We start from the raw sequence: 24,091 nt of genomic DNA on the forward strand, positions 1-24,091 counted from the left end.
CTACAATGTTATCCTTCTACTGCGTAAAACCACAGAGGACTCTGCTAGCAGTTGGCGAGTAAGTGAGGACTACACTTCACTCCTCACTCTCATGAAACAACAGTTAATCGCAGAATTCTTTACAGGAACGACTATCGCCCTCTCTGCTGGCATCGTCCAAGCCCAGGCAATCCCACTCCTAGCGATAGCAGACACCTACTTACCAAAATCCATCTAGCGAAAGCCTTCATAGCTATATCTACCCTGCTCATGTTTTTTTTACATCAGGCTATGGGCCACGCTGGGGCAAGATGCACCGGGGATTGATATCGCAGCAGCAGGAACTCCAACGTTGCGGCGGCGGGAACCGTTGATGCTACCTGAAACCAATGCTTCCAGACCCAGAAGCGGCGGCTATCCTGCAAGTGTTGGAGGATGCTGAGATTGAGCGCACGGCAAGGGCATTGCGGGAGCGGTATGTGATTTCGGAGCCGTCGCCAGGGTGGGGAGGCGATCAGCCAGGATGAAAAGCCAGACAATTTTTAATCCTTTCCCTTCTCCCTATTCCGATATGACCACAACTGCCGAAGAAACAGTTCGCTTCACCGTAGATTTGCCGCTCTCCCAGCATCAGCAGTTTTCAGCCCTAGCCGAGCGACAAGGCATCAGTAAGGCAGAACTCTTTCGGCTGATGATTGAGAACCCACAGCTAGGGTCGATCGCTCAACCTGCACCTTTGAGAAGACCGACTAAGCGCTTCACAGTTGACCTACCGCTATCACTACATGAAGAATTCTCGATTCAGATGATCCGGCAGCACCAGAAAAAAGCAGTGTGGGTGAGAGGGGCGATCGCTCAATTGCTAAAGGACATGAAGGATGATGCAGTAATGCCGTAGAATGCTAGGTCAATTGCTGCAAAAGGTCGAAACTATGTCAGAGCCAGTTTCCAAATCTGTTAACCAGACCGTTACCAACCTGCTTACCGTGTTGGCGCAGCAGGGCGATCCGGATGCGATCGCTGCTTTGGAGAGAGCGAACGAGTTGGTTGAGGAAGATGGCGCTGGGTCAGTCAAGGTTGTGCTTGACACGGCAGAAGGAAACCATCTGATTACTCAACATGGGGCAAGTTTTCTGTCCAAGATTGACCAAGAAGGAGCAGATGATCTTTGAGCCGATCGCTACAGATGTTCAAGGGCATCTGCCTAAAGCAGATAACAGAGAATTTTCAATAGTAGAAACTATTAGTCTTAGCATTTGGAAGGGCAAAACTAATAGTTGAGTAGTGTAGGTGGCAATTGCTCGATTATTAAAGGATTTTGAAGATGATGCAGTAGTGCAGTAACCGAGGCTAGATTCTGGGAAAACTGAATCGGGTTACGCAAAATGCTTCCGAAGTGAAGAGAGTACTTTTTGCACTGCAAAGCTTCAACCGGTTCGGTATATCGGATGGCGCAATATTCTAGGGTAGTTCGACAGGTCAAAACGGTGCATCGTTTTGACTTAAGTGACCAACACAGTGAGGTTGATGACACTTGTGGTGAAAAACCGCTGGTTGTAAAAAACTTGATTGTGCGTCAGCCAATTCATTTACTCATATAGGTCTTTATTGTATGGACGAGTTTGTTAGAAAAGCTGCCGGAATCGGACTGCCCGTGGTTGTGCTACTGATCACAATGGCTACAACAGGGCTAGTGGGGGCAGCTGCAATCACCGCAGCTTTGGCAATGCTGGGCCCAGGTGGAATGATTGGTGGCATTGTATTGCTTGGAATCGTTGGGTTAGCCGCCGATATGCTCACGAAGTATGGTCTTGAAGCCCTACTGATTGCTATTTATCAAGAGCGTGTACGCAAGGGGGAAGTTAGGTCCAGATTATGTGGTGAGATTGGTGGATTGCCCATTTCTGGGGATTTAAGGCGTACTTTACGGGACAAGATTAACTGTTGATTTAGTCATCTATTGCCACAGAACGCTATAAATTGGAATCCCTACCAGCTTTTTTAGGAGGGTGAATTTGCTATTGAATATGCCTCTATAGTTCGTGAAATAGGCTCTTCTTAAGTAAGAGATTAGAGGTGTTTGTATACTTACGAGCTTGTCGTGAAGTCTTACACTCATCTCGGCTCAATGCTGTGTAGAGTAATCAGAGGTATCCTAACTCTGCTCCTAGAGCAGCCCCATTGAAGCTAACTCGCGATGCGCTACTGGATAAAGAGCAGTTTACCGCGCTATAGTGCGCGGCCCCATTTGAACTAAGCAATCTCAACCAGGAGAGTCCGCTTCCCGGAGTTGTGCATCTACTACGAGTCAAGGTTAACAGCCTAGCTAGTCATGCAGATTTATGGTCTAACTAGCGATAACCTACTGGATACATGGACAATTAACTCAGAAGCAATTAAGATCAAAATCAAAGTCCAAAACCTTTTTTCATGAAAAATCAGGAGCACCACCTTTGGACTAGACCTCCACAAGATGGTGCTCCTGAAACAGACTAATCACGGCGGGAATGCCTAGTTCAACGCCATGCAAACCTTCGATGGAGAAGATTTATGCCTGCAAATGATGATAGCGCACGCTTTGCTCAGATGCTTCTTGGGTTATCGGAAGTCATTACCAAGCGAAATTGCAAGACGAAATATCTTTACGACGAACTGAAACCTAAGCTCAATAAATGCCACGACCGAGCGCAAATTATTCGGAAGCTAGATAGATTTGCGCGGGAACATAAGGTCTTTGAGATTGGGACTGACGAAGGGCTATGGATTGCTTATCCCATAGGTAAACAAGGAACGCGGTACTATCACTGGAACTTGATTTTTCGCCCTTTAGTTCACGCTACCTAATAAAGTTGGGATAGCTGGAGAGGAGAGATATCTCTCCAGCTATAGGCTTGTCCAATATGAAGCGAACTGAATGTTCTACAGAAATTTATTTGCCGTTCAAATTTCGACGGGCTACGTTGGGAAGAACAATTTTACTACTCCCATAGATAGCCGAAGAGGTTAATAGTCCTCGACTCGTCAAGCATTAACACAACTCGAGCGATCCAAAACTGCTTCATTGCGGACACTTTGTTATGCAGAATTATGTTGGATGGTTTGCTGAGATTACTCAAAAACCTCCCTTCCCATATCAAGAACGACTAGCAACAGCACCAGAACTCCCTATTCTACTGAATGTGCCAACTGGGGCAGGAAAAACAGTAGCAGTGGTGTTGAGCTGGCTTTGGCGCAGGCTATATGCCGACGAAGAAACACGCCAGCAAACCCCCCGCCGCTTAGTCTATTGTTTGCCAATGCGAACATTGGTTGAGCAAACCTATACGGAAGTAAAAAGTTGGCTGAGACAAGCAGGGTTGAGCAACGAGATCGGGCTACACCTGCTGATGGGTGGAGCTGTGAGCAACCGATGGGAGGCTAATCCAGAGAAGAATTGCATTCTCATCGGCACCCAAGACCAGCTCCTCAGTCGAGCGCTCAATCGAGGATACGGTATGAGTCGCTATAAGTGGCCAATCCACTTTGCCCTACTTAACAGCGATTGCCTATGGGTGATGGATGAAATCCAGTTGATGGGAGCCGGACTGAGGACGACAGCCCAACTGCAAGGATTTCGAGAAATGTTTAGAACTTACGGAACCACTCGATCCCTGTGGATGAGCGCAACCCTTGAACCGGGACTGCTGTTGACAGTCAATTACAAGCCTGATTTGAGTCAAGCCCACCAGCTCACAGAGGCAGATTTTCTAAACGAAACGCTGAAGTTGCGGATGCAGGCTCAGAAACGGCTGGTCAAAGCAGAAACAGAGTGTACAGGGAAAGAAGGTGATTACGCAAAAGAACTGGCAAAGGAGGTGATTGCTGCTCACCAACTCGGTTCGCTAACGTTAGTAATTTGCAACCGAGTCAGCCGTGCCCAAGAACTTCTCAAGGCTCTGGGAAAGCAAACCAGCGAAGAATTAACACTGATTCACTCACGCTTTCGAGCAGCAGAACGGCAGGCTCTCAACCGAAAACTGCGAGAGGGCAATCTTTCAGGAATTCTGGTGGCAACGCAGGCGATCGAAGCAGGGGTTGATATTTCTGCTCAAACTCTGTTTACCGAATTGGCTCCCTGGTCATCACTAGTACAACGATTTGGGCGATGTAACCGTTACGGTGAATGCCCTGAGAAGGCAACTGTTTATTGGATCGATATCCCTGACTTGAAGAAGAATGCTAGTCCCTATGAGGCTGAACAGTTAGATACTGCACGATCGCTGCTGAAAGACCTGATTAATGTAGGTCCAGAGGCATTGAAACAGGTTCTAGCTCCTAAGGAGGAAGTTGAAGGGTTAATTCCACGTCAGCACGATCTACTACAACTATTTGACACCTCAACCGACTTGGCGGGGCATGACATCGATATCTCGTCGTTTATTCGAGAATCGGATGAAACTGATGTTGCGATCGCATGGCGGGATTGGTCAGATACCAAACCTCCACAGGATATGAATGCCATCCAGCAGCAGGAACTTTGCCGAGTCAGTATTGGGAGAGCCAGGGAGTTCTTTAGCAAACTCAAGAATCAGAAGGTTTGGGTACGGGACGGCTTAAGGGGTTGGCAGGAAGCAACAACCTTCTATCCCGGAATGACTTTACTGCTGCATTGTTCGGCAGGCGGCTATGACCCCGTTTTAGGTTTTACTGGCAACGCACCACAAACTCCAGCCGTTGAGTTGGATCAATGGATAGCTCCCGACCAGGATGAGCGGGACTACTTGAGCCAGGGAGCAACCGAGTTTGTCAAATTGGCTGTCCATTCTCAAGATGTCGCTGAGGAGGTTGAAACTCTATGTCAGCAGTTTCCAGCACTTGATCTGCCTGTTGATTTACTAGTACGGGCTGGACGCTGGCATGATGCGGGCAAGGCTCATCCAGTCTTTCAAACTGTCCTAACCCATAATCGACCAGAACAAATCGGTGAGACGCTGTGGGCAAAATCAAACCATGACTTCAAAAACCCGAACGATCGCTACCAATTGCCTGCTGATCGGCGTGGATTTCGGCATGAGTTAGTTAGTGCGCTGCTAGCTCTACAAGAACAGGAGGACTTTTTGCTGTGTTACTTAGCAGCCTGTCATCATGGCAAAGTTCGCATGACCATTCAACCCCGCCCTACAGAAAAGCCGAATGGTGTGGAACGGTTCGCGCTTGGAGTACATCATGGCGATCGCGTTCATGACCAGATCCCAGAAATTGACTTGGGTGCAGATCCAAAAATCAAGAGCCAGGAGCTTTCCCTAAACTGTATGGGACTAGGGGACAGTGAATATGGAGAATCGTGGGCAACCCAAGCAGTTGCCCTGTTGGAGGAGTATGGCCCCTTCAGACTGGCATTCCTGGAAACTCTGATCCGGATCGCAGACTGGCGCGGCTCTGCTAGACATGCTCCTAACATTCTGGAGGTGACTGAATAATGCCTGAATCCATTATCCTGGACGGCTGTACCCCAGAACCACTATCCAATTACCTTAAGGCGCTAGGCGTTCTACGGCTGATTGTTGAGCAAAAGCAAGATCCACAGGCAAAGGGCTACTGGCACAACGATGCTTTTGTTCTAGTTACACATTTGACACAGGATGAACTAGCAACGTTCTTTCTTACTCGCTACAAACCAACGCCGCTGGTAGCTCCTTGGAATGGTAGTACTGGGTTTTATGAGAAGGATGTTGCTCAGAAACGGTTGTTACAGTCAATTCAGCAGGCAAAATCAGAGCGGTTGCAAATCTATGGTGAGACGATCGCCACAGCACAAGAAGAAGTTAGAAAGCTAAAATTGACTGTTCAACCTAAGGAAAAGGAGGAGAAGCGGCGGCTGTTGGAGCGACTGCGGAACACCCTCCCTGATGAAGCTGTGAAATGGCTGGATACCTGTGCCCTCGTCACATCGGACGATCTCAAGTTTCCCCCGTTAACAGGAACAGGCGGTAACGATGGGAATTTTGAGTTCAGCCGAACTTTCATGCAGCAGTTGCAGGAGCTGATCGACTTTGCAACGGGTGAACCGACAATAAATGCTCTTTCTTTGCTGAAAGCTGCCCTCTTTGGTGCAACGCTGCCATCTCTCCCTTTCAGCGGCAAGATTGGACAATTCAACCCGATCGCAGCCGGGGGAGCCAACGCAGCACCCGGTTACGATGCTAATTCCAGGGTTAATCCTTGGGATTTTGTGCTGATGCTGGAAGGACTCATGCTATTTAGGGCTGGGGCAAGCCGGCGCTATGAGCAATCAGATCAGGGCAGTTTCGCTTACCCATTCACAGTACGTCCTTCTAATGTGGGGTATGGCAGTGCTTCTGACGGGGATGAGGCAAGAGCAGAACTGTGGACACCGCTTTGGTCTGCCCCAACAGGACTGAAAGAGCTACAGATTTTGTTCAGTGAAGGACGCGCCAAGGTGGGCAATCGTACTGCCCGCTACGGGGTGGACTTTTACAGAGCTGTTTCCAATCTAGGTAGAGATCGGGGCATTGATGAGTTTGTCCGCTATAGCTTTCAGGTTCGTAATGGCCTGTCATACTTTGCTATTCCCCTCGACCGCTTTCGCCCTAAACCCAACCCTCAAGTTGATTGGTTAACAGAAATCGATCCCTGGCTTGAAAGCTTCAGGCGGGCAGCTCAAGATACTAACGCTCCCGCATCTATAAGACGGGCACAACGTCGCTTGGAGACAGTGATTATTCAACTGAGCCGGGAAAAAGCAGCCTTGCTAGATGTGCTAGTGGCCCTGGGTGAATCTGAGGCAGCGTTGGATCATTCTTTGAAATTCGCGCAGGAAAAGTTTCTACGTCCTCTACCTCTACTTAAACCCAGTTGGGTCAATGCGTGTGCAGATCAGAATAGTTCAAGCGAGTTTCGTTTGGGATTAGCCCTAGCAAGTAACAACTTGCGACAGCGATTGGTGCGGGCACGACCAACAGCAAACCGCCGTTTCTGGGAATGGGCTGACAACGAGGATGGCACCACCACGTGGGAAACCGGGGATTTGAAGAGTAACTTGGTCAAGTTGCTGAAACGAGAGGAGATTGAAGTACAGCGGCGGGAAAGGGAAGATGGATCACTCTCCAAACAGCCAAATCTCTATAAACCGTTTACAGCTCTAGATGATGTGGTGCGCTGGATTAACACCAGCGTTGATGATCAACTTGTGGAAGCGATCGCTCGTGGTCTAAGTCTGGTCGATCTGTCTCAATTCTTCAAGTTGCCGGAACAGCCCAAATTACCTGTTCCCGTTGCTTACTCGCTGACAGTAATTGCCCATCGTCGTCAACTCAAGCGAGAAGCCTGTCAAAAGGTCTTTGGACGCTACATTCTGTCCCAAGACCTAACTTTACCTAGAGTTCCAGCACTGATAGCGAAGCTGTCGGCTGGTGATTGCTACACCGCAACGCAACTGGCAATTCGACGGTTGTATGCCAGTGGACTCAGCCCTGCCCTTACTGAAGGGGTATACGAACCGCAGGATCGCACCCTTCGCATTGCATCTGCTTTGGCATTTCCAATTTCAGACCTGGATCTGGCGCAATTACTAAAGCAGATCCGCAAAGATGACCCCAAGGAGTAATTATGGACTTTACTGCTCTAAAAGACCACCCCAGACTACTGATTGAAGCAAACCTGGAGCCACTGCAAGGCACACGTTTTCAGCCCACAGGCTTTCCAGATTTGGGAGCTGCAACCTATGTGCTACCTGATAAGGGTAAAACCCAGATGCTGCTGCTGGAGTCAGCTCAAAGCGTAGCCAATCGGTTAGAGACCAGCATTTGGGATGAAGCAAATCAGGATATCGTTGCGCCACTTCAAGGTATTCCCTACGTGGTGGTGAAACAGAATGATAAAGTGCTTACGAATTCCCTCTTAGAGGCGCATCGACTTAATTCCTTCTACATTTTGGAAGGCAAAGACCGAAGCTTCTTTGACCAGTTACGAGTAGAGCTGGACGCTCCTGCTGAGGGAGCAGTAGACTTTCACAAGTTGGCTCAAGTACTTACCCGGTATGACCTCAACTCCCTTTTGCACGGTATCTTTTTAGCAAAAAAGGAAATTGCCGGAGGGCGGTTCAAACTGGCGCGGGCGCTGTCAGGTTTCATCGAGGCATACAATGTTGCGGTGGTCAGTTCAGGCGGAGTCAAGAATGACCGGGTGAATCCCCAAGCTGACGCGAAGAAGGGCGGTGGCAACATTCCTTATCATCGAGAGGAATACACCGCTGAGAAAATTACGGCTTACTTTAGCCTAGACTTGGCGCAAATTCGTGGTTATCGTTTGGGGCTTGATCTGGAAAATCTGCTGATTGCAATCGCTCTCTATAAGATCCAACGGTTCCTCGATCGAGGTTTGCGTCTACGAACCGCTTGCGATTTAGAAGCAACTACGATCACTGTCGAGCGTCCGAAAGATTTTGAACTGCCTAGCAGCTCAGAACTAGCTAAAGCTCTCCCTAGTATGGTGTCAGCAGCCTCTTCAGCCTTTGCAGATCCGCCTGTCACCGTTGTTCAGTACAAAGCTGAGGAAAGCGGGAAGAAAAAATGAGCGTAGGACTTTCTATTCAATTTCTTACAGGACGCTATCATGCAACGCCTTGGGATCATCAGGTGAATGAGGGGGTAGTCGAGTGGCCTCCCTCCCCTTGGCGAATTTTGCGGGCATTGGTATCTGCTTACTACCGCTTGCCAGAGCAACCCAATCGCGCCCTGATGCTCCAGTTGCTCAGTAACCTCGCCAACCAACCGCCGAGCTATGCGCTGCCAGAGCATACTGCTGCTCACACTCGGCACTATATGCCGATTTGGAAGGAAGGTAAAGCGACTACAACGAAGGTGTTTGATACCTTCTACGCCCTACCTGGTGGAGCACTATCTTCTGAGGCAGAAATTCAGGTGGTATGGGCTGATGTGGATTTAAGCTCATCAGAGCAGCAGTTGCTTCAGCAGCTTTGTCAGCAGGTCAGTTACCTGGGACGGGCAGAGTCATGGGTCGAGATGCAGGTTGTTGCAACGAAAAAACACTGTAACGCCAAGCCGATTACAGGCGAAGGAGCAAATTCTAGGGCGGAACGGGTGAATGTGCTATCACCCTTAACTGTTGAGGGTTTACAGGGGTTTCAGGCAGCATTAGCTGTTTTACCCAAACCGAAGAAAGGGAGAGCGAAATGGAAAGCCCCGGCTGACATTTTGGAAGCGCTGGAGTTGGACATTGCCAATTTGCATGGACAGAACTGGAACGGCATTCCAGGAACACGGTGGATAACGTATGAACTGGAGCCACCAGAGCAGCAGCTACAGCGATCGCAGCCTCCCCTGTTGCATACACCAACATTTGCCCGATTCGCACTTTCTTCCAATGTGTTACCCAAGCTGACAGAAGCGGTTTCTTTGGGGGAACGATTTCGGCAAGGGTTGATGGCATGGAGCAAGGATGAAAGTGGGCAGGCAGATTCAATTTTTGTTGGTCGTAACTCAAATGAATTAGACGAGGAAGGCAAGGCAAAACCTGCGGAGGGACAAAAGCACGCTTGGTACTTGCCAGAGGTGAACCGCAAAGGGGAGATTGATCACATATTGGTTTATGCGGCTGGGGGCTTTGAGGAGCAGGCTATCAAAGCGCTTTGTCAACTTCCAAAAGTTTGGGGGACAGAAGGGTTTAACATTCAAACCGTCTTAGTCTCTTTGGGACGAACAGAGGACTACAGCAGTGAGAGACAACAGCCAGGAGTTTCCCCTCTGTTAGGTAGAAGTTGTAGATGGCAAAGCTTAACGCCACTGGTACTACCGCGTCATCCAAAGCGCGATCGTCGAGGCAATCCTAAATATATTTCTGGAACATCCTTTCAGGTTGATGGAGCTGAGCATCAAACTCTGCGCCTGCTAAAACAGTTGCTTAACCATTTGAACCGGGAGCTATCTTTGGACGAGTGCGTTGAGGTTCAATGCCCAGATGAAGGGGGGGATTGGCTGGGCTACCAGCAGGGAGATGGCAAACTGCTAGTGAGGGTTAGGTGCTTAAGTGAGGAAGCAGGGAAGCAGTTTAGTGGCTACCGATGGCAAGCTTTTCAGCGTCGGCGCTATCACGGCAATGGCAAAAAGGAATCTGATCGGGGATATTGGTTAGAGATTGAGTTTGCTGAATCTCAAGTAGGCCCGATCGCTTTAGGTTATGCGGCTCACTTCGGTTTAGGGATATTTTTACCTGCTTGATATATGCGCGGGTGGGTAGGTGTAGGAATGCGAGTAGCTCTGTTTGGACTGTAAATCCTTGCAGAGTAGGCAATATAAGAGAATGCTGCAGAAATCGATTCGCGCAAATACTGGATTACATGGTTTGAGTCGCTTTCAAGGATTTTTCTGGAAGCAGATTTGCCGTAATTCTGGTGTTTGGGCACCCCATAGTATCGATTCGCGCATTAGAACCTTGAAAACCGCATATAGTAAGTTCTTCAGATGCCCGCAGTTGCACCGCACCTTCAGCGTGCGGCTCCGTTGAAGCCAACTCCCAATCGTGAAGGAGTACATTGGATTGCTTGTTGCACCGCACCTTCAGCGTGCGGCTCCGTTGAAGCCCGGTTGTTGGGGTTTGGCGATCGCTTCTCCGACGTTGCACCGCACCTTCAGCGTGCGGCTCCGTTGAAGCATTGATGGATCTGCGTCAAGTTGGCGACTGCCCAGTTGCACCGCACCTTCAGCGTGCGGCTCCGTTGAAGCACCAGTTGCCTGCCCGTACTGGCGGCACATATGCAGGTTGCACCGCACCTTCAGCGTGCGGCTCCGTTGAAGCTAAGCCTTCGGGGTCAAATGAATAATTGATTTTACGGTTGCACCGCACCTTCAGCGTGCGGCTCCGTTGAAGCGTTTTTGTTGAGGCGATCGCGGACTTGGAATCACGCTGGTTGCACCGCACCTTCAGCGTGCGGCTCCGTTGAAGCCAGCCGGTGGCGCAGCTGAACCGCCAGCTGCGACCGGTTGCACCGCACCTTCAGCGTGCGGCTCCGTTGAAGCTGACTGAAGCTTTAGACGGGCTGCTTCTGAATCTGGTTGCACCGCACCTTCAGCGTGCGGCTCCGTTGAAGCCAACGCAGGGGGGGTGGAACGATGACACCTAGCGGTTGCACCGCACCTTCAGCGTGCGGCTCCGTTGAAGCAGTTAGAAGGGGCAGCGCCCTGCGGGCCGCCAAGGTTGCACCGCACCTTCAGCGTGCGGCTCCGTTGAAGCAGCTAATTCCTGTTGCCGCTTAATTTCATCTAGTGTTGCACCGCACCTTCAGCGTGCGGCTCCGTTGAAGCTGGATTCACGGCAATCTCTAGCCCACTACGCTCTAAGGTTGCACCGCACCTTCAGCGTGCGGCTCCGTTGAAGCATCGCTGATGAGTTTGCCTTTCACCCTGACCCGGATGGTTGCACCGCACCTTCAGCGTGCGGCTCCGTTGAAGCTCCCCAGCCAAACAAGTAGGACAACGTGAGGCACATCGTTGCACCGCACCTTCAGCGTGCGGCTCCGTTGAAGCTTCCATCAGGATGCGCTGAATCGATTCGACGCCGTGGTTGCACCGCACCTTCAGCGTGCGGCTCCGTTGAAGCCAGAAAGCCGTGACGATTCGCTTGAAAATGGCGCTGGTTGCACCGCACCTTCAGCGTGCGGCTCCGTTGAAGCATCGAACTGGAATCGGCTAGAAGTGTCGATCGGGCGGTTGCACCGCACCTTCAGCGTGCGGCTCCGTTGAAGCACTTAGATCAAGCGCGTGAGTCCATATCTTGCCTGGTTGCACCGCACCTTCAGCGTGCGGCTCCGTTGAAGCAAGAGTTTCGTGACTCTCTTGAGATGAACATGAGAGGTTGCACCGCACCTTCAGCGTGCGGCTCCGTTGAAGCGTAGAGAAGCTTCATCTGAACCGCCAAGATTCTGGTTGCACCGCACCTTCAGCGTGCGGCTCCGTTGAAGCTGGCGGGAGTTGAGCCAAGCAGCAAATCCCCCGGCAGTTGCACCGCACCTTCAGCGTGCGGCTCCGTTGAAGCCCTAAATTCTTCCCTCACAATCCGGTTGTAGGATTGGTTGCACCGCACCTTCAGCGTGCGGCTCCGTTGAAGCGCAACTGCATTAAACGCCTCATACTCTCTTTCTGTAGCAGGTTGCACCGCACCTTCAGCGTGCGGCTCCGTTGAAGCTCGTCTGGATGCCTCGCCTCCGGAGCTGGAACAGGTTGCACCGCACCTTCAGCGTGCGGCTCCGTTGAAGCGAGACAATCTATGAGCCAGTTCGCAATGCTCTAAGTTGCACCGCACCTTCAGCGTGCGGCTCCGTTGAAGCGAGAAGCGTTACGCCGCTGAGAGGGCTTTTGCTCATGTTGCCCCGCACCCCTGATGTGCGGCTCCCTTAAAGCAGGCTAAGCGGGGATAGGTTGCCCGCAACTGTGCTGTGTTGCCCCGCACCTTTAGAGTGCGGCTCTGTTGAAGGCTCCCATCAGTGCCTTAAGGGAAATCAAAATATCGTTGCACCGTACCTTTAGCGTGCGGCTCTGTTGAAGCGTGATGAACCCTAATAACGATCTCAGGTTGGCACCAAAGTTGCCCCGTACCTTTAGCGTGCGGCTCTGTTGAAGCGTGCCTACTGGTTTACTTGGCTCAGGGTCTAACGCACGTTGCCCCGTACCTTTAGCGTGCGGCTCTGTTGAAGCTCAACCGCTTCCCCCGTTTTGTAGGGGTTGGCTAGGTTGCCCCGTACCTTTAGCGTGCGGCTCTGTTGAAGCGCAAATATGTTGTTGAAAATAGTGCCAGTGCTATCGTTGCCCCGTACCTTTAGCGTGCGGCTCTGTTGAAGCGGCTCACCGTTAGATAGGGCAACAATCCTGTAAGGTTACCCCGCACCTTTAGCGTGCGGCTCTGTTGAAGCCTGTAGTAGGAAATCTCCTACGCCGTGCAGCAAAAGGTTGCCCCGCACCTTTAGCGTGTGGCTCTGTTGAAGCTGATAATCGTAGGGAATGAAGCCAACGCCACGCCGGTTGCCCTGCACCTTGAGCGTGCGGCTCTGTTGAAGCCCCAAAGTTTTGCTGCGCTTGTTTGGTGTTTAGGAGGTTGCCCCGCACCTTGAACGTGCGGCTCTGTTGAAGCATGACTTTAGGCATTACAGATCCAAGAGATCTGAGGTTGCCCCGCACCTTTAGCGTGCGGCTCTGTTGAAGGTTGGTTCCGGCATCGAACATTTGTACCCAAGCCGCGTTGCCCCGCACCTTCAGCGTGCGGCTCCGTTGAAGCATGGCCCCACAGATCATTGACCACGACTTGCCAAGTTGTACCGCACCTTCAGCGTGCAGCTCCGTTGAAGCCAGTCAGCCCAGATCTGAAACATCTGCTCTACTGACGTTGCCCCGCACCTTCAGCGTGCGGCTCCCTTGAAGCTCCTTGCACTCGACCAATGGCGATCGCGGCTACGAGTTGCACCGCACATCATAGATGCGGCTCCGTTGAAGCTGCCCAATGATTTCACCGACGGGTGAGTTGCCCAGGTTGCACCGCACATCATAGATGCGGCTCCGTTGAAGCGATGCTTGGTCAGGTGTACTCTTCCAAACAGGAGGTTGCCCCGCACCTTCAGCGTGCGGCTCCGTTGAAGCAGCCTGCTGCTATCAGCAGGCTTGCCAGGTCGAGGCTGGTTGCACCGTACCTTCAGCGTGCGGCTCCATTGAAGCTCATGCATTTCTTGAGGCAGCGGGCGATCGCGGTCATCAGGTCTCATCAGTTTTGTCATCAGCCTGTCATCAAGGAAGCGATCGCTCATCATCAGCACACTATTAGTTGTCATCAGCCTGTCACCATGCCAAACCCGCTTTTGTCAGTCAGAATTCCACCTGAAATAGATGAGCTTCTGCCAACCGATCGGGGAGAGCGCTCGAGGATGGCGATCGAGGCGTTAAAAGCATATTTACAGCCTCTAGATCCGCAAGATGAGCTGGAGAATTTAAAGCGACGAGTGGAAGCTTTGGAGAGACGACTAAGTTAACGTGCAGTGACGTTTTACTTGTTGTAGTGCTGAATTGAAGTCCCTAAGGATGTGAAGCTTGTATTCGCTGATTACTTAGCCGCAAGTATGGGTGCATAGTGACAAATTTGACAGCAGCTTCAAGTCCTGGAAATGTGTAGAAATCAGCCTAGTCCAATAGCATCAATCTGCCTCGATGCCGTTTAATTTGGCACTATACAGAAATTTACGTAGAAGATTAGTATATTTAGATTTATATCAATTTAGGAAAGATACTCAATGATAAGAGAAAACAGATAGGTGATGTCATAAATTAGGCTACCCTCCTAAAGTTATTGATCCCTATGCAAGAAAAACTAGATGCTCTCAGTAGTCCTCATTCAGCCCTAAATGGGAAAATTCAACAGGAGAATAGCGTTGAATTAGAGTCTACATTTAAGATTTCAACCTCAACTAAAACAGATGTGGATGAGCCTAGAAACCTAATTGATCTAATTTCTGAAAATAGGACAGATGTTACTAATCTTTCTTTCGTAAACCTATTAAGAAGTATTTTGATTAAGCTTAGACCTGCAGAGGAAGCTTTAATTTATCTTACTCAACTTTGTGAATATTCAGTGCTCCGCAAACGGCATAGTCACGAGTTTAAGGGTTTAGTTTCAATGCAGCCGTTTAAAAACTTCTCCAGTCGCTTCCCTTCAAACCTCTCTAATAAAAAACGTCTATCTTATTTGGAGGACGAACCGAAAATTTCTAGGTATAAGTCTTTGATTTCAAAATACAAAGAAGAAGACAGTGACAAACTTTTAACTCCAACAAGTTCTTACGAGTATAGTTTGCTTAGTGATTGTGAACTGTCCTCCCTAGATAAGCGCTGCTTAAATGAATTAACAACCATCTCTAATGATATCTCTAACAACCACGCTCCACAAAACTCGCTAAACTTACAGGAACGTATAAATTCTATTGCAGATGATGTTAGCCTCAGATTAGAAAATCTCAATTACCTCTATAACAGTGCAGTACGACCCGCCATATCCAAAAAAGCTTTAATTCAAAATATGGTAGTTCACATTGGACATAAAGAGCTGAATGCAGAAGCAAAATGTCATCTAAGTAATATTAATCATCTCGCAAACGACCTAAGTGCAAGTTGGTTGAAATCTTTAGCCTTAGATGTTTTGTGCCATGAGGCACAGGCTGCAATAGGCACTATGATTGAGATTGAAAGACATCGAATTTATATTGAGAAGCTATTGCTGTTAGATAGAAAGCGGCACCATCAAACATTGTTATATGTTAGCTTTTATCTATTACTTACTATTAGCCTGTGCATTGCTACGCCCATAATTTTAAAGGTTAACAATGTATGGGCACCTCAAGTTCCGACAGAATTGAATGAAACTTTATTGCCGATTATAGGCATCCCTTGGCCTGTTATAGTTTGGAGCTTCATAGGAAGTTTTGCAGCGACAATACACCGTTTTAATAGCAAACCAGTTTATGAGTTTAAAGATGCTGTTAAGTGGATGTTTACACGGCATATTCAAGGAGTCGTTCTTAGTTCTGCATTCTATCTAGTACTAATTTCTGGGTTATTCCTACTGACAGAGGGACAACAATCTGGAAGCAATTTAGAGAATGAAGTCATACTAGTTTTATGTTTCCTTATTGGCTTCAGTGATCGTTTTGTTAATAGTGTCTTTGATGCACTTGTTAATAAATATTCAATGTCAACAGGAAACGAGAAAAGCAGCGAGGAATCAATGTCAGTAAATGATAAAAGCAGGGAAGAAGCTATGCACTAAGATAAGGAAAATTAAGTACTTTTGTTTAAAATTCGTTTTATCTGTTGATGCTGCCCTATCGATTACACCATTGTATGACAACCGTGGGGACAGGAATTGCAAGCCAGTTAAGACGAAGATATTCAGATTTATCATACCCATTCCAGTTGAAGCAAAAGAGTTCAACAAGCGATTGCAGAACTCTAGGAAATTCTCAAGCTCCCTTTATTAGAAGACGAGCCAGGGCAGCTCAAGTCATAAGTTAAAATTTTGGAGAAAGTTCAGAAACTTCCTCATCAACAAGCTCAATAGATGGCTTGAGATTAAGTTAAGGGAAAAATTACCTCCTACGGAAACATTCTATGTTTCTTGTTAAAGACACTAGTTCGACACGGGAAGAGAGAATAAAACAGTTCTTGGCTGATGAGCCTGCTTTGGCGGCTCTCCTAGCTGTAATTCATTTTGAATGGACTATTAGACGAGCAATTATTGCTTTAGGTACGTCACCTAATGTCGTGGTGCGGCAGAAACTTGAAAGATGTCACGGTCATCAGGCATACAAAGATCTGTGGAAGGAAGAAGTAGCGCTGATACATCAAGCCTACCTTCCTACTGTCGTTAAGAATTGGCAGGGGCTACACAGAGCATTCAAGTTACGGCACACCATTGTTCACGGTGCTAATTCTTGCTCCAGTGAACACGCAGCAAAGCGGGTTGAATGGGCGATGGCAGCGGCACAAGATGTCCGAGAATTCTGTACTGCAAGAGGTATTAACCTTGATACACGGCTACCAATTCGTCAACGGAAGAAATCTGTCAGGTAGCCTGTGGAAGCTTGCATACTGACCAAGCAGATTGATTACCATTACGACCGACCCTAGTAAAACCGAAGCCATAGTCCGTCAAAACGTTTGAACTGTTCCGATTCCTGCTTGGCAAACACTAAGAGTTAAGCCTTGGTGCCACATGCCCGAATGTGAATTGATCTGGAAACTTTATTAGTTTGTTGCAATACTATGTGTATCTGTTCGGAGCTTTCCACATGAAAGCAACAAGGTCGAATGGAAAATTAATTGCTCAAATTAGTTTCGCTGCATAGCTACACGCTACGAGAAACGAACCAATAATTACTTCACCTGAGTAGAGCACATATAAAAGTCGAAGGTGTGAGTAGGAAATTATTTATAATATCTGCCCATATGAGCGAAATTCTTGGACAAGTAGTTAGCCAACTCATTGCCTTAATAACTTTTTTTGCTTTTCCAGCAATTCAATATATTTTATTGAAACGTTTATCGCAACGAGAAGGGTATCCTAAACTTGGCTATATTCCAGGATATGGGTTTCGATTAGTCATCAAAAATATAGAGAGAAAAAGACGTTTTCGAGACATTAAGTACAAAATCTTTATCCGCAAGTTGATTCCACCATCTGATGGTTCAACAGTTTATACATTTTCTGACCAAGAGATTCTTTCTGGAGAAGAACTGTTCTTATTTCCAAATTCTGATCAGACAATGCTATGTTTTCAGTTAAAAGGACGATCAGAGGATAATGTAACTCTTGTTCTCACTGACAAAATTGGCAAACCAATTCAGGATGCAATTTCTATAGAGAGCTTTGACAAAATAATCTGTGATTACTCCGCAGCAATTCAAAATTTCTTAAACTTTGATATTCAAATAGAAAAAAGAGTTGTAATTGAGTCGAAGTCCTTAATGAAGTTTTGGAAGGAGACGAACCTACCTTCTGACAAATTCAAATCATTTGATCTAGATTACGTCTTGGACGCAAGCTGAACTGCCGCTTAACCATAAGCAAATGCAGCAAACGGTTAAGAACTACTAAGGTTGAGTTTGGGTTGCCTACCGTCGCTAAATTGAACTGTTAGACAGCTGAGATTTACAATCAAAAATCTAGAATCTCTCAGCTTGAATTGAGCAATCATCCTATAAAAATAGGGATTTTTATGACTCCCCTTTCCAACCTGCATGGTCGAGTTTTGGAATATCTAATAGTTGAGGAAATAATTAAAATTCAGCCTGGAATTACACTGACTCAAAGAGCTAAAAGCGCGCAAGATCGTGACGTTGATAAGTTGAGGGAAATAAATCCTACTTTATTACAACAGTTGAATTGGGCAACTTATGCCCTGCTAAGTAAATGGCTTGAACCTCAATTTCACGTTTCTAAACAAGCTCCGATCACAATAGATAGATTACCGGATCAGAATCAAACTGATGTTACAGATATCCGCATAACCTTACCCGGAGACACAGTCAATCTATCTATAAAACATAACCATGCAGCATTAAGGCACCAACGCCCAAGCACAACCCCGATACATTGTGGATATCCTCGTAATAGCTTAGAGATGCAGCAATTTAAACAGCAATATCAAGAAATTACGCGAAGTTTCATGCTTCAAACTGGACAAGCTGAATTTTTTGCAGATCTACCTTATCCACTGATAGAACAATCATTATACACACCAGTTTGCGATCTGGTAGCTCAGTTCATTAATGCCCATTCTCATGTTTGCACTTCAAATTTATTTGAATATCTTGTTGGCAGCAAAGATTACTACAAAATTATTGTTGATACTCATACTCAGAAATTAAAAATTCATCATTTTGCTTCCATTCAGGCACCCACTTCTTTAACTGCAATTGTTAACAGACAGTATGTAGAACTAACACTTAACAATGGCTGGCAAATTGCAATGCGTTTACACACTGCATCCAGTCGATTGAAAAAATCGCCAAGTTTAAAGTTTGATACAAAGGCACTAACAAGTCTCCTTCCTGGTACTATTGTTTCATATCCGTAATTTAGGCACAGCATGTTCTGGGTACGCTATGTGTAGAGATCCGAAATAAGTTCCCGCTTTCATCTGCTTATACTTTATTGCTTAATTAACATAACTTTCCATGTTTAAAAGCCCCCTACGCTATCCTGGCGGGAAGCAAAAGGCGATCCCTCAAATTACTAAGTATGTGCCTGGAAAATTTAAAGAATTTCGAGAACCCTTTGTTGGGGGCGGCTCCGTTTCATTGCACATTCTACAAAAATATCCGAAGTTGCCTTGTTGGATTAATGATCTGAATCAAGAACTGTACTACTTTTGGTTGCAAGTTAAGAACAACTTACCAGAATTAGTTGAGCAAGTATGGCAAGTAAAGCGAGAAGCACGAGATGGACGTACTTTGTTCGATAGTCTTGCTTCAGCAGATGCTAGCACGATGACTCCGACAGAGCGGGCGATCAGATTCTTTGTGCTAAATCGGATTACTTTTTCGGGAACGATTGAGAGCGGTGGGTATTCTAATGCTTCTTTTGAAGGCAGATTTACCGAGTCTTCTATTCGCCGACTGTCAGACTTGAGTGGATGCCTCGACAATACTCGTATCACTAACTCTGATTACAGTGTTCTATTGCAAGAACCTGGAGAAGATGTCTTCATCTTTCTAGATCCTCCTTACCTTAGTAAAACTCGTTCTAAGCTTTATGGTAAGAAAGGTGATCTGCATACCTGTTTTGATCATCAACGTTTTGCCCAATTGATGTCAGAATGCCCTCACAAGTGGCTGATCACTTACGACGACTGTGAAGAGGTACGTCAAAACTTTGCCTTTGCCCATATTTATGAGTGGGAATTGCAATATGGTATGAACAACTATATGCAGGGAAAGGCAGAAAAGGGAAATGAATTGTTTATTAGTAACTATCCTATAGAGGTGTACGAGATGCCAACTCTCGTAGGAGTAATTTGAATTTGATTGCAGTATTCTGATTGTTGCAACTATCGTTCTCTAACATTTCATTGCGCCGGAACGTGGGGGATAGCTTTCTGACTTCGTTCTTCACAATCTATGTGTTTCTCTATGACCGGTAACCTTCCCTGTTAGCAGTTAGCATCATTGCCGAAAATGCCCCTAACTCGGCAAAGTTTGAGGTGATCCATAACGAGGGAGTGCGTGTTTAGGCGTACTAGGAAGAATTTGCCCAACATCATTCTTGGCAAAGTTTCAATTTGAAACCCTCCCCACCCCGCAAACCTAAAAATTAATATGTGCGATCGCGCAAACCCTCAACACCCAAAAAGTTAAGATCGCTGCTGTAAGCGCTAATGTGACTTCGTAATCGCCTAAGCTGACTCAGCCCCGTTGCGACCCGTTCTAGTAACGGTGAAGCCGTAGCGCTGAATTGTCTCACCTGACAGAGTTTTCAGCCTCAGCAGTTGTGCTAACTGAGAGGTGCTGAGCTGCCACCGGTGACGGCAGGCTTTCTTCTAGCGCTTCCAGGTTAGCTAGCGGGTCTGAGTTTGCATGAGGACGGGAAGCGATCGCCTCCATCAAAACAGCCAGCATCGCTGATTGCTCGACAGTAGCTAACTGCCCGTCAGATTGTCCGTCAGACTGTCTGGACTGTCCTAATTCCTGTCTGTCAGACAGTCCGGCAGACACCAGAAACTCAACCGTAGTGCCGCCTGCTTGAATATGGGTGTGCAACCGATCTAACTAACAGTTCAATTTGCTCAGCATTGACATAAGCCTTGTTTCCTCGCTTCTCAGTTTCAATCTTCAACTCTAGGAGCCGATTGTAGAGAACTGACCGAGCAATGCTGTAGCGATCGGGAAGCTGGGCTACTGGGAGGCTGTCTACTGTGATTTCGGTCATTGTCCTAGCTTTCTGTCAGACTGTCCGTGAGATACGGGAAGGATAACAAAAGTACTTTGGTTTGGAAAAGCTTTGGGCAATTGTAAAATCGACAATGCTTCTACGGAAACTGGCAGTAGGACTTTGAAGAACCCAATGGATATCAGAACCAAATAGCAGAAATTTTACTGTTGACCAGTACCTGCATCACTTCACCTACGGAATTCCTCAAAATCAGCCATGCTAAACCCTAAACGCCTTCTCGCCTGGGGAACAACAGCACTATTATTGGCACTTACCGCTGGATGCACGGTGGCTCCGGATGAGACGCTGCCTGACTCTATGCCGGATGGCAGTACCGCTGATAGCGTCCATCTCAGTTTTGGCAATCCTAGCAATGCTGGGGAGGATGACCCCGAAAATTACTTGATGGTTAAACCACAGTACGCATTGTCCTACAACGACAGCAAACGGATTGCAAATTGGGTAAGCTGGCAACTGGGTCCAGACTGGATTGGGGAGGCTGAAAGGCAAGACGACTTTCGCCCAGATGAAACCCTGCCTGAAGGCTTTTACCAGGTGACTCCACGGGACTATCGGCAGAGCGGTTACGATCGCGGGCATCTAGCGCCTTCTGCGGATCGAACTGCAACAGAAGGCGACAATTCTTCTACCTTCGTTATGACCAATATGATTCCTCAAGCCCCAGACAATAATCAGCAGACCTGGCGGGGATTAGAGGATTATTCTAGGGATTTGGTGGAGGAAGGCAACGAGCTGTATATCGTTGCTGGTAGCTATGGCGAGCAAAAGCGGATAGGCAACGGACAGGTTGTTGTCCCCACTAATACCTGGAAAGTGGTTGTGGTGCTAGAACCAGGCTCAGGCATTGAGGACATCACCGAAGAGACACGGGTGATTGCTGTTGATGTGCCTAACCAAGATGGGATCGATCCCGATTGGGAAACTTACAGTGTCTCAGTAGACGAGATTGAAGCGGCTACGGGCTATGACTTCCTATCGGCAGTTCCAACAGAGACTCAAGAAGCGATTGAAAGTCGGGTTAGCCGTTAAGTCTCAACTACTTGGGTGGAAAGTCCTACTAGGTTACCAGCAGGCGAGCGCCCGACGACATAAACATCTATTTTGACTTCCCCTATCCGGTAAACCTGGATGTCGCTGAAATACTGCTTCAGCATCTCCAACAATTCTCGGTAGCGTCTGACATCTTCCCGCTCCTCATCACTGTGCCACTTTTCTTCCTGTGTGGCGCGATGGAAAAATTTGTCGAGGTCAACGACGGTAACTGGGGTATCGGCTGAGTGTCCTGTCCTCCGCAAGACTGCCTCTGTGTCCAAATCAGCTTGAGCTTTGTCCTCCCAGCGAAACACTTTAAATGGGTAGTCAGACTCGCTCATCCAGTAGAGTCCATCGGTCAGTTGCTTGAGCTGCTCCAAAAGCGTTGGCTCATCTATAGAGTCTGTCATGCTGACAAAATCGGTGGAGGTATTGACCAAAGTATGTCATGCTACTGAGCGATCGCGCCCGTCAGGTCTCGATACTGTCAGCACTTCCCTAAAGTAATCCCCAGCCACCTTGCGATAGCTGGGGACTTGTAATCCATCAGGTGCGTCTACTTGTTTGTAAGATGCCCAAGTAGGAGTGTGCGCTCTCATTCAAGCTATTTAGTAGCATTAGTAGCACTGTCTTAGCCACTGCCCTGCTCCTCTATCGGACTGTCCGTAGAATGAGTATTGCTTAGCTGGTGAAGCTCAATTCCGCTTACCTCGACCACAGACTGGGAACTGCGATCGCTCTAATCTGAAGGCTCTGTGTGCTCCCTGTCATTGTCGCTATGACCTAAAGGCGATGAGTACTAAACGACAACTGAAGCTGGAGCGTAGAGGGCAGTTACGCATTGAGGGCTTATGAATCCAACAGAAGGCAACGTGAAAGGTATCCTCTGGGCTGTACCACTTCAGCCGATCGCAGTTGAATCGCGCTACCCGAATCGCCCTGACATCCCCCATATCACCCTGCAATACGGCGTAGAGCGAAAGGACTGGGAGCAGTGAGAAGGCAAAGAATTTCAAGCAGTTTTGTGGGAACTCGCGTGGAACGCTCGCGTAGAAGCCCTCAGAATAAAACTTCCTGACGAAATTCCCTGCTGTAATCTCTTTCCTCACCTCACCCTCTCTTGGATTGAAGGGGCAGAACCCAAAGAAAGCAACGAGATGTTCCTAAATCCGCACGAGTGGGAATTTGTCCTTGTGAAAGCCTCCTTCAAAATTGACTTTTACGAGCAGCAGGAGGTGAACACTGAAAACAATTGACCACGCAACCTGTTGATGAGCTGTTGAGTAGGAGGCGATCGCCCAAATGAAAGTTGAAATTGGTGCAGACTTGTTTGATCGGATTGAACGCTACCTGGAATCAAAGCTTCCAGACCCAGAAGTGGCTGCTATCCTGCAAGCGCTGGAGGATGCCGAGATTGAGCGCACAGCGAGGGCATTACGGGAGCGGTATGTGATTTCGGAGCCGTCGCCGGAATGGGGAGGCGCTCAACCAGGCTGAAAAGCCGGACAATTTCTAATCCTATTTCTTCTATCCATTCCGACATGACCACAACTGCCGAAGAAACAGTTCGCTTCACCGTAGATTTGCCGCTCTCCCTACATCAGCAGTTTTCAGCCCTAGCTGAGCGACAAGGCATCAGTAAGGCAGAATTCTTTCGGCTGATGATTGAGAAACCACAGCTAGGGGCGATCGCTCAACCTGCACCCTTGAGAAGACCGACTAAACGCTTCACGGTGGACTTGCCGCTGGCGCTGCATGAAGCGTTCTCCATTCAGATGATCCGGCAGCACCAGAAAAAGGCAGTGTGGGTGAGAGGGGCGATCGCTCAGTTGCTCAAGGATATGAAAGATGATGCAGTAATGCCGTAGGATTCTGGGTCAATTGCTACAAAAGACCGAAGCTATGGGCAAGACCGGTATTTGAGTGGTGTATAGGGCGATTGACCGATTATTAAAGGATATTAAAGATGATGCAGTAATGCAGTAACCGAGGCTAGATTCTGGGGAAAACTAGGCTGGGTCATGCAAAACGCACCTGACGTGAAGCGATGCAAATTGCGTCGCTAAAAATTCACAAGGTATCATGGTCGATCAATTTTTCGAGAAACCGATTCTAAACTCCCCCTACGATTGCCCCGCTCAACACTAAGAACTGGATGATGATGGTCAACCAAAACGAGGTGGAAGACGGAAAGATCCAGGTAGAAAATCCACGGGGTTGATATCCTCCATCCTCAGTCAGGGGAAGTCCACTCCAGCAGTGCCGATGAGATTGCCTGTTGGTTTATCGACACTGACTACAACGAGGAAAGTTTCTTTGTGCGCCATGCCTATTTCTTAGGGGCGAGTGACCCCTATAAATCGCTGAAAACGACGCTCAAAGCTGAGATTGATGAGGAAGCTTGGAATTCGTTCTACATCAACACCTCACGCCCCTTTGATAAACCCAAATCAGGTCGTATCGTCGTCAAACTCATTAACCACCTTGGCGATGAAGTCATGAAAGTCTTCAGCGCCCAGTAAGTTACACCTGTATCTACCCTCTAGAACGTTGATTCGTTTTTTCCATACGATGCTTT

General features: G+C 47.8%; 26 protein-coding genes and 1 CRISPR repeat array. Of the genes, 22 read left to right on the forward strand and 4 right to left on the reverse strand.

The window, feature by feature from the left end; genetic code table 11:
* Window positions 1-91 precede the first annotated feature (91 nt).
* The 17 genes from H6F88_RS34055 to H6F88_RS17520 all read left to right on the forward strand — a co-directional run bounded on the left by H6F88_RS34055 (window position 92) and on the right by H6F88_RS17520 (window position 19,550).
* Complete coding sequence (locus tag H6F88_RS34055; protein WP_277882193.1) at window positions 92-217, forward strand: hypothetical protein; 126 nt, start codon at window positions 92-94, stop codon at window positions 215-217.
* 151 nt (window positions 218-368) lie between these two features.
* Window positions 369-506: a hypothetical protein gene (locus H6F88_RS17445; protein WP_190644008.1), complete on the forward strand. Its 138-nt coding sequence runs from the start codon at window positions 369-371 to the stop codon at window positions 504-506.
* Window positions 503-877: a hypothetical protein gene (locus H6F88_RS17450; RefSeq protein ID WP_190644009.1), complete on the forward strand. Its 375-nt coding sequence runs from the start codon at window positions 503-505 to the stop codon at window positions 875-877. The genes H6F88_RS17445 and H6F88_RS17450 overlap by 4 nt, the downstream gene beginning before the upstream one ends.
* A gap of 34 nt (window positions 878-911) precedes the next feature.
* Complete coding sequence (locus H6F88_RS17455; protein WP_190644010.1) at window positions 912-1,151, forward strand: hypothetical protein; 240 nt, start codon at window positions 912-914, stop codon at window positions 1,149-1,151.
* Window positions 1,152-1,427: 276 nt separating this feature from the next.
* Window positions 1,428-1,580, forward strand: a complete 153-nt coding sequence (locus tag H6F88_RS17460; RefSeq protein WP_190644011.1) for a hypothetical protein — start codon at window positions 1,428-1,430, stop codon at window positions 1,578-1,580.
* Window positions 1,581-1,591: 11 nt separating this feature from the next.
* Window positions 1,592-1,927 (forward strand): hypothetical protein, encoded by a 336-nt coding sequence (locus tag H6F88_RS17465; RefSeq protein WP_190644012.1) that lies wholly within the window; start codon window positions 1,592-1,594, stop codon window positions 1,925-1,927.
* Between the two features lie 602 nt (window positions 1,928-2,529).
* Entirely contained in the window at window positions 2,530-2,823 is a 294-nt protein-coding gene (locus H6F88_RS17470; protein WP_190644013.1) for a hypothetical protein, read from the forward strand.
* Window positions 2,824-3,056: 233 nt separating this feature from the next.
* On the forward strand, window positions 3,057-5,438 hold the full coding sequence (gene cas3 / locus H6F88_RS17475; protein ID WP_190644014.1) for a CRISPR-associated helicase Cas3': 2,382 nt from the start codon (window positions 3,057-3,059) through the stop codon (window positions 5,436-5,438).
* The gene (gene csx17, locus H6F88_RS17480) at window positions 5,438-7,585 is read left to right on the forward strand and encodes a type I-U CRISPR-associated protein Csx17 (protein WP_190644015.1); all 2,148 of its coding nucleotides are present in this window, start codon (window positions 5,438-5,440) and stop codon (window positions 7,583-7,585) included. The genes cas3 and csx17 overlap by 1 nt, the downstream gene beginning before the upstream one ends.
* A gap of 2 nt (window positions 7,586-7,587) precedes the next feature.
* Window positions 7,588-8,553, forward strand: coding sequence for a type I-U CRISPR-associated RAMP protein Csb1/Cas7u (gene cas7u, locus H6F88_RS17485; protein WP_190644016.1), 966 nt, complete (start codon window positions 7,588-7,590; stop codon window positions 8,551-8,553).
* Entirely contained in the window at window positions 8,550-10,217 is a 1,668-nt protein-coding gene (gene csb2, locus H6F88_RS17490; protein ID WP_190644017.1) for a type I-U CRISPR-associated protein Csb2, read from the forward strand. Before cas7u ends, csb2 begins: the two co-directional genes overlap by 4 nt.
* Before the next feature lie 252 nt (window positions 10,218-10,469).
* Window positions 10,470-13,700: direct repeats of the CRISPR family, unit length 37 nt; unit sequence GTTGCACCGCACCTTCAGCGTGCGGCTCCGTTGAAGC.
* 2 nt (window positions 13,701-13,702) lie between these two features.
* Window positions 13,703-14,011 (forward strand): hypothetical protein, encoded by a 309-nt coding sequence (locus tag H6F88_RS17495; RefSeq protein ID WP_190644018.1) that lies wholly within the window; start codon window positions 13,703-13,705, stop codon window positions 14,009-14,011.
* 323 nt (window positions 14,012-14,334) lie between these two features.
* The gene (locus H6F88_RS17500; RefSeq protein WP_190644019.1) at window positions 14,335-15,798 is read left to right on the forward strand and encodes a hypothetical protein; all 1,464 of its coding nucleotides are present in this window, start codon (window positions 14,335-14,337) and stop codon (window positions 15,796-15,798) included.
* 341 nt (window positions 15,799-16,139) lie between these two features.
* Window positions 16,140-16,601: a hypothetical protein gene (locus H6F88_RS17505; RefSeq protein ID WP_190644020.1), complete on the forward strand. Its 462-nt coding sequence runs from the start codon at window positions 16,140-16,142 to the stop codon at window positions 16,599-16,601.
* A gap of 375 nt (window positions 16,602-16,976) precedes the next feature.
* Window positions 16,977-17,576, forward strand: a complete 600-nt coding sequence (locus tag H6F88_RS17510) for a hypothetical protein (protein WP_190644021.1) — start codon at window positions 16,977-16,979, stop codon at window positions 17,574-17,576.
* A 170-nt stretch (window positions 17,577-17,746) separates the two neighbouring features.
* On the forward strand, window positions 17,747-18,607 hold the full coding sequence (locus H6F88_RS17515; protein ID WP_190644022.1) for a HaeIII family restriction endonuclease: 861 nt from the start codon (window positions 17,747-17,749) through the stop codon (window positions 18,605-18,607).
* Between the two features lie 100 nt (window positions 18,608-18,707).
* Entirely contained in the window at window positions 18,708-19,550 is an 843-nt protein-coding gene (locus H6F88_RS17520; protein WP_190644023.1) for a DNA adenine methylase, read from the forward strand.
* Between the two features lie 292 nt (window positions 19,551-19,842).
* Here the strand turns inward: H6F88_RS17520 and H6F88_RS17525 are convergent, their stop codons facing one another.
* The 3 genes from H6F88_RS17525 to H6F88_RS17535 are packed head-to-tail and all read right to left on the reverse strand — an operon-like array spanning window position 19,843 to window position 20,457.
* A complete protein-coding gene (locus tag H6F88_RS17525) occupies window positions 19,843-19,992 on the reverse strand; it encodes a hypothetical protein (RefSeq protein WP_190644024.1) in 150 nt (49 codons plus the stop codon).
* Window positions 19,989-20,288: a hypothetical protein gene (locus H6F88_RS17530; RefSeq protein WP_190644025.1), complete on the reverse strand. Its 300-nt coding sequence runs from the start codon at window positions 20,286-20,288 to the stop codon at window positions 19,989-19,991. Before H6F88_RS17530 ends, H6F88_RS17525 begins: the two co-directional genes overlap by 4 nt.
* Window positions 20,251-20,457, reverse strand: coding sequence for a hypothetical protein (locus tag H6F88_RS17535; protein ID WP_190644026.1), 207 nt, complete (start codon window positions 20,455-20,457; stop codon window positions 20,251-20,253). The genes H6F88_RS17530 and H6F88_RS17535 overlap by 38 nt, the downstream gene beginning before the upstream one ends.
* A 219-nt stretch (window positions 20,458-20,676) precedes the next feature.
* On the opposite strand from H6F88_RS17535, the gene H6F88_RS17540 reads away from it, so the two are divergent.
* Window positions 20,677-21,510: a DNA/RNA non-specific endonuclease gene (locus H6F88_RS17540; protein ID WP_190644027.1), complete on the forward strand. Its 834-nt coding sequence runs from the start codon at window positions 20,677-20,679 to the stop codon at window positions 21,508-21,510.
* Here H6F88_RS17540 and H6F88_RS17545 read toward each other — a convergent pair.
* Window positions 21,507-21,923 (reverse strand): nuclease A inhibitor family protein, encoded by a 417-nt coding sequence (locus H6F88_RS17545; RefSeq protein ID WP_190644028.1) that lies wholly within the window; start codon window positions 21,921-21,923, stop codon window positions 21,507-21,509. The two genes, H6F88_RS17540 and H6F88_RS17545, sit on opposite strands and share 4 nt — an antisense overlap.
* Before the next feature lie 441 nt (window positions 21,924-22,364).
* On the opposite strand from H6F88_RS17545, the gene H6F88_RS17550 reads away from it, so the two are divergent.
* The 4 genes from H6F88_RS17550 (at window position 22,365) to H6F88_RS33435 (ending at window position 24,035) form a co-directional block, all read left to right on the forward strand.
* On the forward strand, window positions 22,365-22,511 hold the full coding sequence (locus H6F88_RS17550; protein WP_190644029.1) for a hypothetical protein: 147 nt from the start codon (window positions 22,365-22,367) through the stop codon (window positions 22,509-22,511).
* A gap of 304 nt (window positions 22,512-22,815) precedes the next feature.
* Entirely contained in the window at window positions 22,816-23,010 is a 195-nt protein-coding gene (locus tag H6F88_RS17555; RefSeq protein ID WP_190644030.1) for a hypothetical protein, read from the forward strand.
* A 44-nt stretch (window positions 23,011-23,054) separates the two neighbouring features.
* Window positions 23,055-23,381 (forward strand): hypothetical protein, encoded by a 327-nt coding sequence (locus H6F88_RS17560; protein ID WP_190644031.1) that lies wholly within the window; start codon window positions 23,055-23,057, stop codon window positions 23,379-23,381.
* Between the two features lie 450 nt (window positions 23,382-23,831).
* Complete coding sequence (locus H6F88_RS33435; RefSeq protein WP_242050590.1) at window positions 23,832-24,035, forward strand: hypothetical protein; 204 nt, start codon at window positions 23,832-23,834, stop codon at window positions 24,033-24,035.
* Window positions 24,036-24,091: the final 56 nt, after the last annotated feature.

Origin of the sequence: Oculatella sp. FACHB-28, from assembly GCF_014696015.1 — a bacterium.
In the GTDB taxonomy this organism is placed as follows: Bacteria; Cyanobacteriota; Cyanobacteriia; order Elainellales; family Elainellaceae; genus JAAUTN01.